Below are 12,750 nucleotides of genomic sequence, written 5' to 3'. Positions count from 1 at the left end.
AGGTAAAATGCGGTGGGCGCAACACAGTAGTCCCTCCCCCTTGTGCGGAGGGGTTGGGGAGGGGTTTTGATCCAGCACACGGCTCATCGCCTCAATCCGCCTCATCCTCATAGCCCACGAGATGCAACGGCTTCGCCTTGATGCCTTGCAGCTGGCACCAGCGCACCAGGGCCTCCTCGCGGCCGTGGGTCACCCAGACCTCAGCCGGATGCAGTTCGCGAATGGTTTCGGTCAGTTCCGGCCAGTCGCAATGGTCGGAGATGACCAGCGGCAGTTCGACGCCGAGTTGTTTGGCGCGCTGGCGCACCATCATCCAGCCGGAGGCGAAGGCCGGCAGCGGCTCGTTGAAACGCCGGGCCCAGCGGTCGGCGAAGGCCGATGACGGGCCGATGACGACGGCGCCCTTGAAGGCGGACTTGTCGCGGCTTTCGATCGTAGCGGGCTGCAGCTCGCCGAGATCGATGCCTTGGCCGACATAATAGTCGCAGAGCTTTTCCATGGCGCCGTGGATATAGATCGGCTCGGCATAACCGGCATCGCGCAGCAGTCGGATGACGCGCTGGGCCTTGCCGAGCGCGTAGGCGCCGACCAGATGGGTGCGCTCGGGAAATTGCCGCAGCGAGGCCAGCAGCTTGCCGGTTTCGTCGATCGGATCTGGATGATGAAAGACCGGCAGGCCGAAGGTCGCCTCAGTGATGAAGACATCGCAGGCGACCGGCACATAGGGCGCGCAAGTCGGGTCGGGGCGGCGCTTGTAATCGCCGGAGACGACGATGCGGGTGCCGTTCTTCTCGATGGCGATCTGGGCCGAGCCGAGCACATGGCCGGCGGGATGAAAACTTACCTTGACGCCGCTGATGAGCAGCTCCTCGCCGAAATCGGCAACCTGCTCGCTGGCGCAGAAGCCCTCGCCATAACGCAGGCGCATGATGTCGAGCGTCTGGCGGGTGGCAAGCACGTTCACATGGCCCGGCCGGGCGTGATCGGAATGGCCGTGGGTGACGAGCGCCCGTTCGACAGGCCGCACCGGATCGACATAAAAGCCGCCTTCCGGGCAATAGAGCCCTTCCGGGGTGGGATAAAGCAGCGCATCAGCTCTCATGGACCAAGAGATAGCGGGAAACGGGCGCGAGGCCAGAGGGCGCGATTCATCAAGGGAGCGCGCCAAGGAAGGACAGCGCCGCCGCATTGAACTCGGCCGGCCGCTGCAGCGGCGCGAAATGGCTCACACCTTTGAGATAGATCATCTCAGCGCCCGGAATGCTGCGGGCAAGATATTCGGCATGCTCGCGCCTGATGAATTCGTCGTGCTCGCCGAGAACGATGGCAACCGGCACCTCGATCCTGGCGAGATCGGAAGCCTGGTAGTTCGGCTCGGTGCGCATCATCAGGCTCACCGCGTCGACGAAGGAGTTGAAATCGTCCGGCGTCGCGGACACGGCCGCATAATCCTTGGCGTGGCGAGCGAAGCATCGGTCGATGACCGGGGTCGGAACGAATTCCAGCGTGCCGCTCGGATCCATGTTGCAGGCGAAGAAGAAGACGCCCTCGACACGCGACGGCGCGGTCATGGCGAGGATCAGCGCGATGCAGGCGCCGTCGCTCCAGCCGACGAACGCCGCCGTTTCCAGCCGCAGTTCGTCCATCACCGCCAGCACGTCGGCAGCCATCAGCTCATAGCTGTAGGGACGGTCATCGCGAGTGCTTCGGCCATGGCCGCGGCTGTCGATCAGCACGACGCGGCGGCCGTTGGCAAGCAGCCCCGGGACCTGGTAGCCCCAGTTGCCGCTATGGCCGAGGCCGCCATGCAGCAGAATGACGGCTGGACCTGTCCCGTGGCTCGCATACCAGATGCGGGCGCCCTCGCGCCCGACATGGCCTTCGACAGCAGCCGGTGGCAACGGCGCGGCCCCATGCGCTTCGAAATGGATGAGTTCGTCGTCCTGTTGTTCCATTGTGATGCCAGTCCTCTCCGCGGATAACCGCGGATAGAAAAGCCGGAAAACAGTCCAAGAACAACCAAAATCGCTTTCTGGCTGTTGTGTCCTTCGATGCAATCAGGGGGAGCAAGACGAACAGGAGGCTTTGCTATGGCCTTGGGGCAACCGCACTCGCGGCGGCCGGCATGCAGCTGGCGCGGCTGCCGCAAAACTATGCGGCAGGCATTTGCACGAATGAGATCGAGACGATCGGACGGCTCCTGGAATGAGGCGGAGCGCCATCCGCCTCAGAACTCCTCCCAGTCGCCGCTGGCGACTGCCGCGTTGCCATGGAAGGCTGCGCCGACCTTTGCAGCCATTGCCCGCGGCGCCGATGCGACAGACCTGGAAGCGGCAGTTGCCATAGCGGGACGCGATTGCCGCGCGCCCGCGCTGCCGATATTGAACTGTCCCAGCAGTTGGAAAAGCGCGTCCGCTTCCCTGGCGAGACTATGTGCGGCAGCCGTCGATTCCTCGACCATAGCGGCATTCTGCTGCGTGCCCTGGTCCATGGTGTTGACGGCGGTGTTGATCTCCTTCAACCCCGTCGCCTGCTCCTTCGAACTTTCAACAATCGCAAGAACATTGCTGTTGACCTGCTGCACCTGGGCGACGATCTCTTCGAGAGCCTTGCCGGTTTCGCCGACTAATGTCACTCCGCTCTTCACATGCTCGTTGGAGGCCCCGATCAGCTCCTTGATCTCCTTTGCCGCTTTGGCGGAGCGCTGAGCAAGCTCGCGAACTTCCTGCGCGACGACTGCGAAGCCCTTGCCGGCATCGCCCGCGCGCGCCGCCTCGACGCCCGCGTTCAGCGCCAGGAGATTGGTCTGGAAGGCGATTTCGTCGATGACGCCGATGATGTTGCCGATCTCCGCGGACGATGACTCGATCTTGCCCATCGCATCGACGGCGCTGCGGACCACCGCCCCGGACCGCTCTGCGTTCTCACGGGTCCTTCGCACCAGTTGGCCGGCCTCCTGAGCGCGGTTGCTGGAATCGGAGACCGTTGTGGTGATCTCTTCCAAGGCGGCGGCGGTTTCCTCGACGGAGGCCGCCTGTTGTTCCGTGCGCTTCGACAAATCGTCCGAGGCGGCGCGAACTTGCTGGGCGCTGGCAGCGATGCCCGTCGCGTTTTGAGCCACGACCTGCATCGCGGTGCGAAGCTTGGTGACCGCGGCGTTGAAGTCGGTGCGGAGCCGTTCCAGTGTCGGAATGAACGGCGTTGCGACCTCCTGGGTCAAATCGCCGCCGGACAACGCCGTCAAGGACGACGCCAGCTGATCGACATTGTTGACGCGGGCAGTAACGTCGGTTGCGAATTTGACGACCTTGAACACCTTGCCGTTCATATCGAAGATCGGATTGTAAGAGGCTTGGATATAGACCTTTTTTCCACCCTTGCCGATGCGCAGGAATTCATCAGCCACGAACTCCCCGCCTGACAAACGCTCCCAGAAACGCCGATAATCGCCGCTGTTTGCGTAAGCGCTGTCGCAGAACATGGAATGATGACGGCCCTGGATTTCCGCAAGCTGATAGCCGAGTGCCGACAGGAAATTTTCGTTCGCCGTCAGGATCTCGCCTTTGGGCGTGAACTCGATAATGGCCTGGGCGCGCGACAGTGCGCTCAACTTGCCGGCATCTTCAGCGCTTTGCAACTTCTGCTTGGTGATATCGGTGGCGAACTTCACCACTTTGTATGGTCTTCCGCCACTGAAGACGGGGTTATAAGAGGCTTCGATCCAGATTTCCTTGCCACCCTTGCCGATGCGCTTGTACTGGCGCTGATCGAACTCGCCTCGGCCGAGCCTCGCCCAGAACTCGCGATACTCGGCCGACGAGGCTTCTGCCGGCTCGACGAACATCCGGTGGTGCTGTCCGACAATCTCAGACAGCTGGTAGCCGAGCGCGGCACAGAAATTGGCATTGGCCGTCAGGATCTTGCCGGTAAGGTCGAATTCGATGATCGCCTGTGACCTGCTCATTGCGGCCAGTATGGCCTTGGCGTCAGATCCGAAGCCCAATGCTAAATTTTTCATTCTGTTCCCCTAACTCAAAATCCACGCGCTCGATTGCCGCGACCCATGATGGGCTTCGCCGGACAAGCACCCCGAAAATAAAATCCATCAAATTCTTTAAGTATCCATTAACCGCACACATCCATCCGATGCGCCGACCGCGTCTGGGTGACAACAAAAAACTCGTATTAAAACAGTCACTTGGGCCGCAGCACTAGCAGAGTTCCAGTGGCAACGTGAGATCTCCCGGCGCCTATTTCTCGCCTAACCGGCCCCGAAAACCGGACGGCGCATTTACTGTCTGTTAAGCATCGATCGTTCTAATTCTTGGTGTTCCCGGTAGCGGGCCCTCCGACTTCCTCTGCAGCGCCGTGTTGCACCGCAATTCGAGCGCGCAAAAATCGGCGATCGCATGGGCGGATTCGGTCGGCACATCAGCGACCAATCAGCCGCAAGAATCTGGTGATCGGAGAAAGACATGGAGCTCGAGGCCCAGTTCAATCGAATTGAGGAAGCCGCCGCGGGCTTCAACACGCATTATGAAGTCTTCAAATATATGAAGGGCCTCACTCAGGGTCTGGGAATGACCGCTTTCCTGATCATGACGCTGCCGACAGTCGATTTCGTCGAGATTGGCGCGACAAAGATCATCACCAACTGGCCGGCGGAGATGGTCGATTACTATGACGCCCATAACCTGATGGTCGACAGTCCGGTCATCCGGCGGATGCTGAGATCGACCAGCCCCTTCAACTACGATGTCGAGGCGATCAATACCGATCGCGGAGAAGGCAAGAAGTCCACCGTCATCGATTTGTTCAGGCGGTACGGCATGGAAAAGGGAGCCTATTTTCCCGTTCACGATGCCGCGGGCGGACGCGGTGCGATGTCGATTTCGGGGTCGCGGAATTTCAGCATGGTCGAAATGGCGAAGCTCCTGTTTATCGCGACGCTCATCTATGATCGGCTGTCACAGCTGACATTGAACGAGAAACACAAGCCGGTTGCCTTTACGCAAAGCGAGCTCGACTGCTTGAGGCTGACGGCTGGCGGCAGGAAGAGCAGCGAAATTGCGAAGCTTCTCGATCTGTCGGAAAGCGCGGTCAACAATCAGATCGGCAGCGTGATCAGGAAGCTGGGATGCACGACGAGAACACAGGCGGTCGTCAGCGCTCTGCGTCTCAATATCATTCGGGTTTAGAGCGTTTCCTCGTCAGATCGATTGCGCCTGCAGCAACAGGGTAGCCGCCTCGGGCGAAACGGGCCTCGAGAAGCGATAACCCTGCGCCTCTTCGCAGCGCGCCTGCCGCAGAAAATCCATCTGGGCGTCGGTCTCTACGCCTTCGGCGAGGACCGACAGTTTCAGCGTTTGCGCCAGCGAAATGACGGCTGAGGCGATGGCGACGGCCGTTTTGTCGCCGGGCAGGGCCTCAACCAGCGAGCGGTCCATCTTCAACCGGTCGAAGGGGAAAGTCTTCAGGGCAGCAAGGCTCGAATAGCCGGAGCCGAAATCGTCGATCGACAGGCGAACGCCGATCGCGCGCAGCGATTCCATCATGGCGAGTGCCCGCTCGGCGTCCTGCATCACGACGCTTTCGGTGACCTCGAGCTCCAGCCAGTGGGATTGCAGGCGGTGGCGCTCCAGTGCCTCGGCGACATGACTGGCAAAATCCGGATCGGCGAACTGCTTGGCCGAGACGTTCACGGCGATCGTCACCGGCGCCAGGCCCATATCCTGCCAGGCGCGCGCCTGGCGGCAGGCTTCGTTCAGCACCCAGAGGCCGAGCGGAACGATCAGGCCGGTCTCTTCGGCGAGCGGGATGAAGTTGACGGGCGGCACCCTGCCCTTTGCCGGATGATTCCAGCGCACCAGCGCCTCGATGCCGGTGATGCGGCCGGTGGCGACATCGACCTGCGGCTGATATTCCAGGAACAGCTGATCGCCTGTTATCGCCTGGTGCAGTTCCTCGTGCTCGCCGAGTGGCATGCCGAGGGGCGCGCCGTCGCCATCATGATGCTGCAGCGTGTTGCGGCCGAGCTGCTTGGCGCGGTACATGGCGCGGTCGGCATTGGCGAGAAGCTCTTCCGACGTTGCGCCGTCGACCGGAAAGGCGGCGACGCCGATGCTCGAGGTAATTGCGATCTCGCCGCTCGCGCCGTGTATCGGCCGATTGATCGCCTTCTGCAGGTCGCGAAGGCGGCGCGCAATGCCGGCATCGTGGCTCGACTGGTGGACGAGCACCACGAGGAATTCGTCGCCGCCGAGCCGCACGACCATATCGGAGGCGCGGATACAGTTGGCCATGCGGGTGGCGATCTCTTTCAGCACCTCGTCGCCGGCGGCATGGCCGCGGCCATCATTGACGTCCTTGAAATTGTCGAGATCGATATAGGCGACGGTGACCTTGCGGTTGTTGCGCCGGGCCTGGTCAAGGATGCCGGCCAGCCTTTCCTTCAGAAAGGCGCGGTTCGGCAGGCCGGTGAGATCATCATGATGAGCCATGAAATGGATGCGATCGTCGACGCGCTTGCGTTCGATGGCGATGCCGGCGATGTGGGTGGCGAGCGCCACCAGCCTCATTTCATGCTCCGTCGGACGGCGCACCTCCCTGGAATAGAGGGCGAAGGTGCCGAGCACATTATTCTCAGAGGTAGCGATCGGCGTCGACCAGCAGGAGCGAAAGCCGAAAGGGGCAACCAACGCGCGGAAATCCTCCCAGAGCGGGTCGCTCATCACGTCCTCGACGATGACAGGCTGGCCGCGCCAGGCGGCGGTGCCGCAGGAGCCGACCTTGGGGCCGATCGTGACGCCGTCGATCAGGCGGCTGTAGCCGCCGGGAAGATTGGGAGCCGCGCCGTGATAGAGCCTGGTGCCCTCGCTGTCGAGCAGCAGCACCGATCCGTCGATGCCGGTCAGCTGCGCCTCGATCATCAGCACCAGCGCCTCGAGGATCATCGGCAGCGGCTCGTTGCGGGCGATCATTTCGAGCAGTTTCGCCTGGCCGCGATGCAGATCCTCCTGGAGTTTGCGCTCGGTGATATCGCGGGAAACACCGATCAGCCCGACGATTTCGCCGCGTTCGTTGCGCAGCGGAATCTTCGAGGTCAGCCGGCAGACTGGCCTGGGGCTGCCTGGAAGAACGACCGTTTCCTCCATGTCGATCCGGGCCTGGCCGGTTGCCATGATCTGCTGCTCGATATCGAAATGGCGGCGCGCCGCTTCGAAATCGAACAGGTCGAAATCACGCTTGCCGGCGATCTCTTCGGCGCGCCTGAGACCGAGGCTGGCGGCGGTGACGGCGTTGGCGAAGACAAAGCGGCTGTCACGATCCTTGACGTAGAGGAAGTCCGGAAGTTCGTGGATAATCGCCTTCAGGCGCAGGTTCTCAACGCCTTCCGAGAGGTGATGGGCGGTCGACGCCATCATTGCCTCGGTCGCAGCAACGAAACGCCGCGTTTCGGCCGTCAGGAAATCGTCAGATTCCCGTTGCCTGGCACTCGCTTCGTGCATGACGCCATTCTCCTCCAGCGGCTGAAGGCCCATTCCGCAACATCCAATGTATTTTCACGTCAAAGTAGTCCGCATTCCCTTCGGGTTGCTTAAACGAAAGGGTGAACGACACACCAATATAAGCGGCGAGATCCTGCCATCGGCCCCTGTCGCACCAAGAATTTCGGATTGATGTGCAGGGCCTGTGCCAAAAGAAGACAGGCGGGCTGGCACGTTTTCTGCTACGGGCGCGTCATGACAGGAGCGCCAGGAATGCCTTCACGCCGCGACATGCTTCTCCTTCTCGCCGCCTCGGCGGTTGGGGGCGGGACATCGCGCGCGCTTGCCTCGCCGCTGACGGCCGCCGCTCAACCCGATCTGCGCGGCACGATCGACGCGGTGGAATATCGCGCCGTTCCCGAAAGCGGCGACCGCAAGACCCGCAACCTGGAGCAGATGATAAAGCAGGCGGCGGCCGAGAACGTGCCCGTCTTCCTGCCGCCCGGCACCTACCGGATCTCCAATCTCACCTTGCCCGACAATACCCGCATTACGGGCGTGCCCGGCGCGTCGCGGATCGTCTATACCGGCGACGGCCGTCTGTTTGCGGCCGAGAATGTGCGGCGCATCGAGCTTTCCAATCTCGTCATCGACGGCGGCAACCGCTGGCTCGACGATTATGCCGGCGGGCTCCTGCAATTTACCGGCGTCGACGAGGTGCTGATCGACAATTGCGAGATCGGCGGCAGCCGCAAACACGGCCTGCAGCTGGAGCGCTGCGGCGGGCGGATCGAACGCAGCCGCATTTCGGGCGCTGCCCAATCCGGGCTCTACGCGGTCGATTCCGCCAATCTTTCGGTCACCGGCAATACGATCGCCGATTGCGGCAATGGCGGCATTCTCGTGCACCGCTGGAAGAAGGCGGAGGACGGCACGGTGGTTTCCGGCAACCGGATTTCCAACATCCGCGCCAATGACGGCGGCACCGGCCAGAACGGCAACGGCATCAATGTCTTCCGGGCCGACGGGGTGATGGTGGTGAACAACCATATTTCCGACTGCGCGTTTACGGCAATCCGCGCCAATTCGGCCTCGGACGTCCAGATCAGCAGCAACCAATGCCGGCGCTCCGGCGAGACGGCGATCTACGTCGAATTCTCCTTCGAAGGGGCGGTCGTTTCCGCCAACATGATCGACGGAGCGGCGAACGGCATCTCGATCGCCAATTTCGACGAGGGCGGCAGGCTCGCAAGCGTCACCGGCAATGTCGTGCGCAATTTGACGCTGAATGGCCCCTACAAGCACGAGGTCGGCTTCGGCATCGGCATTGCGGCGGAAGCCGATACGCTGGTGTCCGGCAATGTGATCGAGGGCGCGCCACGCTGGGGCCTGCAGATCGGATGGGGGCCTTATCTCAGAAATGTCGTCGTCAGCGGCAATGTGGTGCGCAAGGCGCCGGTGGGATGCGCAGTCTCGGTCGCCGAGGGGGCAGGCGCAGCCGTCATCACCGACAATATCTTCCAGGAGGTTGGCGAAGGGGCGGTCCTCGGCTTTGAGTGGGACCGACAAGTCTCCGCCGAAATGGCGGGCGGCCGCGCGCCCTATACGCAGCTGACCGTCGAGCGAAACCGCGTGTCCTGACACGCGGCTCCGCCTTTGCTCAGTGCGTCTGATAGGTGCCGGTGACGGTCGCTTCCGCCAATGCGTGTTTCTTTGCCTCCGCCCACATCGCGCTGATACCGGCGGCATCCGGGACAGAAAGCTTCGGCACGTCGAGGGCCGCGAGGCGGAAGATGTAGTGATGTGGGCGATCGCCTGCCGGCGGCTGCGGGCCATCGTAACGGGCATTGCCGAAATCGTTCTTGTAGAAGCGCGGCGCCTGCTCCGGCGCCGTATCGACGCTTTCGGCAAGTGCGCACCACTGCGCCGGGATATTGGCAATGCCGCAATGGCGGAACGTGCCATGCGGAGCATCCGGATCCTCAACCATCAGAGCAAAGCTCCTGGTCTCCTCGGGGGCGCCGCTCCAGGTAAGCGGCGGAAAGAGGTTCTCGCCGGCGCGCGCATATTTCTTCGGGATCGGCTGATCCTGGGCAAAAGCCTTGCTGATCAATGTCAAAGTCATGACATTTTCCTTTCTGATCGGGGCTCCTTTTCTGATCCGGGCTCCTTTCTGATCGAGAGTTCCGTTATGTTCGGGGCTCCTTCTTCGTCAGGGGCGACCGCTTCCCTTTTTATGCTCGCTCTCCTGATTGCGGCCGCGCACCATGGCCCGATCATCATTGCGGGGGTCCGGGTCGGCCTTCAGATCATTGCCTTTGCGATAGGCTTCCTTCGCCTGCTCATTGCGTTGCAGATCTGCCCTGGCGTCAAAATCCTCGCCGGCATTTGCGGTTGTCTCGCGTTTCTCGATGACACGAAGCTGTTGTTCATGCGTCTTCCTGCCCGTCATGAGTTCCTCCTTTGCTGGCCTGCGCTGCGAACGCGGCTCATCGCTTGTCGGCGCCTCGGCGGCGCCAATCTCAGGGTCCAACCCGCCGGCTCTCTCATTGTTCCCCCTGTCCGGGCAATTGTGCTCGATCCGGTCGGAAGGCCCCCGGCCGCATCAAAAGCTTTCATCGTCCCATCAGCGGCGAGGACTTTTCCGGGGGTGATCCGGCGTTTACGGTTTCTGCGACACAGCGAGGGATATCGTCATGCTGACAATCTATGGGGTCTACCGATCGCGCGCTTCGCGCGTCTACTGGATGGCGGAGGAGCTCGGGCTCGAATTCCGCTCCGTGCCCGTGCTGCAGGCCAGGCGGCTCGCCGACCGCTCGCCGAACAGGCGCCGCTCAACACGCATTCGCCCGATTTCGCCGCCCTCAACCCGATGGCGCAGATCCCCAGCATTCGCGACGGCGACCTCGTCATGCACGAGTCGCTGGCGATCAATCTCTACCTCGCGCGCAAGCATGGCGGGCCGCTTTCCGGCCAAACCGTCGAGGAAGACGGATTGCTGGCGATGTGGACGATCTGGGCGGCCTCGCAGGTCGAGCCGCATTCGGTGCGGATCGTGCTGACATGATAACGGGCTTGAGAGCAGCGAGGACGGCAAGCAGACGATCGCCGCCGCCTGCTACGGGCTGCGCCGGCCATTTGCGGCGCTCGAAGGTCACCTTGCCGGCAGGCAGTGGATCGTCGGCTATCGCTTCACCGTCGCCGATCTCAACATCGCCGAGGTGCTGCGCTATGCCCAGAGCGAGACGGATCTTTTCGACGCGCATCCGAACATCAAGGCCTGGATCGAACGCTGTCAGTCCCGCCCGGCTTACAAAGCGATGCAGGCGGAACGCAGCAAGGAGCCGATCGAGGTCTGAGGATTTACGCGAAAAGCGCCAGCGTGCCGGCCATTTCCTCGCGGATCCAGGCCTTGAAATCCCTGACCTTCTTCGGCTCGCGCACACCCTCGGCAGTGATGAAATAATGACCGAAGCCGGTCTTGGCGCGAATGCCGAAGGGGGCCGCCAGCCGGCCCTCGGCCAGCGAAAAGCCCGCAAGCGTCTGCCAGGCGAGCATGACGCCCTGGCCGGCGATCGCCGCGTCGAGGCAGAGTGAGGCGTCGTTGAAGACGTGGCGCGTCGAAAGGGTCGCGCCTGACAGCCCCGCCTCGCGCATCCAGATTTCCCAACTGAACATGGCGCGGCCATCGATGACCGCAGGCAATGCCAGGATATCTGCGGGTGCACGCAGTTTCGCCGCCATTTCCGGTGAGCAGACGGGAAACACCTCCTGCTCCAGCAGCAGCTCGGCATTCACGTCAGGCCATCTGCCATCACCGACGCGGATGCCGATATCGACATCGCCGAGGGAGGGATTGATGAGATTGGTCGTCGCATCCAGCCGTAGCTTGATGTCGGGATGGCGCTCGGCGAAGCGATCGAGCCGGCACACGAGCCAGCGGGCGGCGAAGACCGGCGCCACCGAGATGGTCAGGATCGTATCGTCCTTGCGTCTTGCGATCGAAACCGCCTGAGAAAGACGGGCAAAGCCATCGCCGAGCGCCGAAAGCACCGGCCGACCGGCTTCGGCGGCGATCATTCCCCGGGCAGTGCGCTCGAAAATCACTTGCCCCAACTGGGCTTCGGCCTTGATCACCTGCTGGCTGACGGCGCCGACCGAGACGCCGAGCTCATCGGCGGCTGCCTGCAGCGAGCCGAGACGACCGACCGCCTCCAGCGCCCTGAGGCCGTTGAGATGGACGCTATTCAGGTTCTTCATATAGTTTTTCTATAACGGCACCGCGGTAATCTCAATTGAAAAAGCACCGGCACGAGCAGACATTATAAGCAGCATACAGGATCCCGCTCGACCGGCGATGGTGCGATGGGCGGGAGAGCTTATTTGGCACCAGCCGCTGGGTGGTCACCTTTCCGCGCCGCTGGAGAATGCGAGGCTTGCCATGTCGTGGCTGAAGTTTTTCTTGAATCCCACCCTTGCGACGGGCGCGCAGATCGACGCGGCCTGGAAGGATGACCCGCTGCGGCATCCCGAGGTTCAGCGCATGTCGCTGCGCGAGATCGCCGATCTACCGCTCGGAGTGGGGACCGGTTTTCATGCCGAGACCAGGTCGCAGCTAGCAAAATGCGCGTGAGCACCGCTCCCGCGCTTTTGCTGAATTTGCCTTATGCCGGTGTCCGTTAAAGGCAGATGCCCGCCAGCAAATCACCGAACGGAGCGCCTCGATAGCCTCATTCTGAGGTGCCCCGCTGGGGCCTCGAAGGACGAGGCGGGCATGCTGCCGTTGACGCATGCCGTCCATTATCTCGTCGGATTGGTCGGATCCTCGCTGACGCCGACGCGGTGGCGATAGACCATTTCCCAGCCTTTCCAGCCATTGAACAGAAGAAGGGCGGTGGCGATCAAAGACAGCACCAATCCGGTCGGGACGATGAAGTCGCCGCCTTCGGCCAATCGGCGCCAGAGGTTGACGGCCTCGATCAAGACAAGGACGACATTGCCGATCATATGGAACCAGGCATCGCGCAGGTCGCGAATGCGGCTGTCGCCGACAAAGTCGACCAATCCGGCAACTGCCGCCAGCGCCGCCATGACCAGCCCGGCGCCGAGCATCCAATTGGTCGCAACTGCCCAGGCCGGATCGCCCGATCGAGTGTAGACGATGTCGACGACAAACGTGCCGACGAAGGCGGCGACCGGGAACGGGATCAACATCGGATGGATCGGATGACCGGCAATGCTCATAGTGCTTTTCGGGTTCATC

At 62.2% G+C, this 12,750-nt stretch carries 11 protein-coding genes and 1 pseudogene; 4 read left to right on the top strand and 8 right to left on the bottom strand.

From position 1 onward, the window contains the following. Positions 1-91 precede the first annotated feature (91 nt). The 3 genes from RHE_RS05960 to RHE_RS05950 all read right to left on the bottom strand — a co-directional run bounded on the left by RHE_RS05960 (position 92) and on the right by RHE_RS05950 (position 4,018). On the bottom strand, positions 92-1,102 hold the full coding sequence (locus RHE_RS05960; RefSeq protein ID WP_011424502.1) for a ligase-associated DNA damage response exonuclease: 1,011 nt from the start codon (positions 1,100-1,102) through the stop codon (positions 92-94). A gap of 49 nt (positions 1,103-1,151) precedes the next feature. After that, positions 1,152-1,955 carry an alpha/beta fold hydrolase gene (locus RHE_RS05955; protein ID WP_011424501.1) on the bottom strand — a complete coding sequence of 268 codons (804 nt, stop codon included), beginning with the start codon at positions 1,953-1,955 and terminating at the stop codon, positions 1,152-1,154. A gap of 272 nt (positions 1,956-2,227) precedes the next feature. Beyond that, positions 2,228-4,018, bottom strand: a complete 1,791-nt coding sequence (locus RHE_RS05950) for a methyl-accepting chemotaxis protein (RefSeq protein ID WP_011424500.1) — start codon at positions 4,016-4,018, stop codon at positions 2,228-2,230. Positions 4,019-4,475: 457 nt separating this feature from the next. Here RHE_RS05950 and RHE_RS05945 point away from each other — a divergent pair, with 457 nt between their 5' ends. Continuing rightward, positions 4,476-5,198, top strand: a complete 723-nt coding sequence (locus RHE_RS05945; RefSeq protein WP_011424499.1) for a helix-turn-helix transcriptional regulator — start codon at positions 4,476-4,478, stop codon at positions 5,196-5,198. A 12-nt stretch (positions 5,199-5,210) separates the two neighbouring features. On the opposite strand, the gene RHE_RS05940 is transcribed toward RHE_RS05945, so the two are convergent. After that, complete coding sequence (locus RHE_RS05940; protein WP_011424498.1) at positions 5,211-7,508, bottom strand: sensor domain-containing protein; 2,298 nt, start codon at positions 7,506-7,508, stop codon at positions 5,211-5,213. Between the two features lie 252 nt (positions 7,509-7,760). On the opposite strand from RHE_RS05940, the gene RHE_RS05935 reads away from it, so the two are divergent. Further along, positions 7,761-9,128 carry a TIGR03808 family TAT-translocated repetitive protein gene (locus RHE_RS05935; RefSeq protein ID WP_011424497.1) on the top strand — a complete coding sequence of 456 codons (1,368 nt, stop codon included), beginning with the start codon at positions 7,761-7,763 and terminating at the stop codon, positions 9,126-9,128. A 19-nt stretch (positions 9,129-9,147) separates the two neighbouring features. Here the strand turns inward: RHE_RS05935 and RHE_RS05930 are convergent, their stop codons facing one another. Both RHE_RS05930 and RHE_RS05925 read right to left on the bottom strand, forming a co-directional pair. Next, positions 9,148-9,612, bottom strand: a complete 465-nt coding sequence (locus RHE_RS05930; RefSeq protein ID WP_011424496.1) for a YbhB/YbcL family Raf kinase inhibitor-like protein — start codon at positions 9,610-9,612, stop codon at positions 9,148-9,150. An 87-nt stretch (positions 9,613-9,699) separates the two neighbouring features. Then, entirely contained in the window at positions 9,700-9,939 is a 240-nt protein-coding gene (locus tag RHE_RS05925) for a hypothetical protein (protein WP_011424495.1), read from the bottom strand. A gap of 244 nt (positions 9,940-10,183) precedes the next feature. Between RHE_RS05925 and RHE_RS05920 the strand changes: the two are divergent. Next, positions 10,184-10,846 (top strand): annotated as a pseudogene (locus RHE_RS05920) (glutathione S-transferase family protein). Positions 10,847-10,850: 4 nt separating this feature from the next. Here the strand turns inward: RHE_RS05920 and RHE_RS05915 are convergent. Next, on the bottom strand, positions 10,851-11,747 hold the full coding sequence (locus RHE_RS05915) for a LysR substrate-binding domain-containing protein (RefSeq protein ID WP_011424494.1): 897 nt from the start codon (positions 11,745-11,747) through the stop codon (positions 10,851-10,853). A 181-nt stretch (positions 11,748-11,928) separates the two neighbouring features. Between RHE_RS05915 and RHE_RS05910 the strand changes: the two genes are divergently transcribed. Beyond that, complete coding sequence (locus tag RHE_RS05910) at positions 11,929-12,120, top strand: hypothetical protein (RefSeq protein WP_042118114.1); 192 nt, start codon at positions 11,929-11,931, stop codon at positions 12,118-12,120. A gap of 167 nt (positions 12,121-12,287) precedes the next feature. Here RHE_RS05910 and RHE_RS05905 read toward each other — a convergent pair whose 3' ends face one another. After that, complete coding sequence (locus tag RHE_RS05905; RefSeq protein ID WP_011424493.1) at positions 12,288-12,749, bottom strand: DUF2231 domain-containing protein; 462 nt, start codon at positions 12,747-12,749, stop codon at positions 12,288-12,290. Position 12,750: the final 1 nt, after the last annotated feature.

The organism is Rhizobium etli CFN 42, assembly GCF_000092045.1.
In the GTDB taxonomy this organism is placed as follows: Bacteria; Pseudomonadota; Alphaproteobacteria; order Rhizobiales; family Rhizobiaceae; genus Rhizobium; species Rhizobium etli.
The sequence above is the reverse complement of the archived record's forward strand: the minus strand, read 5'-3'. Positions and strand labels throughout refer to the sequence as shown.

Bases quoted from the DNA above. Each gene is read 5' to 3' on its own strand.
- RHE_RS05960 (WP_011424502.1), bottom strand. From the start codon at position 1,102: ATGAGAGCTGATGCGCTGCTTTATCCCACCCCGGAAGGGCTCTATTGC.
- RHE_RS05955 (WP_011424501.1), bottom strand. From the start codon at position 1,955: ATGGAACAACAGGACGACGAACTCATCCATTTCGAAGCGCATGGGGCC.
- RHE_RS05950 (WP_011424500.1), bottom strand. From the start codon at position 4,018: ATGAAAAATTTAGCATTGGGCTTCGGATCTGACGCCAAGGCCATACTG.
- RHE_RS05945 (WP_011424499.1), top strand. From the start codon at position 4,476: ATGGAGCTCGAGGCCCAGTTCAATCGAATTGAGGAAGCCGCCGCGGGC.
- RHE_RS05940 (WP_011424498.1), bottom strand. From the start codon at position 7,508: ATGCACGAAGCGAGTGCCAGGCAACGGGAATCTGACGATTTCCTGACG.
- RHE_RS05935 (WP_011424497.1), top strand. From the start codon at position 7,761: ATGCCTTCACGCCGCGACATGCTTCTCCTTCTCGCCGCCTCGGCGGTT.
- RHE_RS05930 (WP_011424496.1), bottom strand. From the start codon at position 9,612: ATGACTTTGACATTGATCAGCAAGGCTTTTGCCCAGGATCAGCCGATC.
- RHE_RS05925 (WP_011424495.1), bottom strand. From the start codon at position 9,939: ATGACGGGCAGGAAGACGCATGAACAACAGCTTCGTGTCATCGAGAAA.
- RHE_RS05915 (WP_011424494.1), bottom strand. From the start codon at position 11,747: ATGAAGAACCTGAATAGCGTCCATCTCAACGGCCTCAGGGCGCTGGAG.
- RHE_RS05910 (WP_042118114.1), top strand. From the start codon at position 11,929: ATGTCGTGGCTGAAGTTTTTCTTGAATCCCACCCTTGCGACGGGCGCG.
- RHE_RS05905 (WP_011424493.1), bottom strand. From the start codon at position 12,749: ATGAACCCGAAAAGCACTATGAGCATTGCCGGTCATCCGATCCATCCG.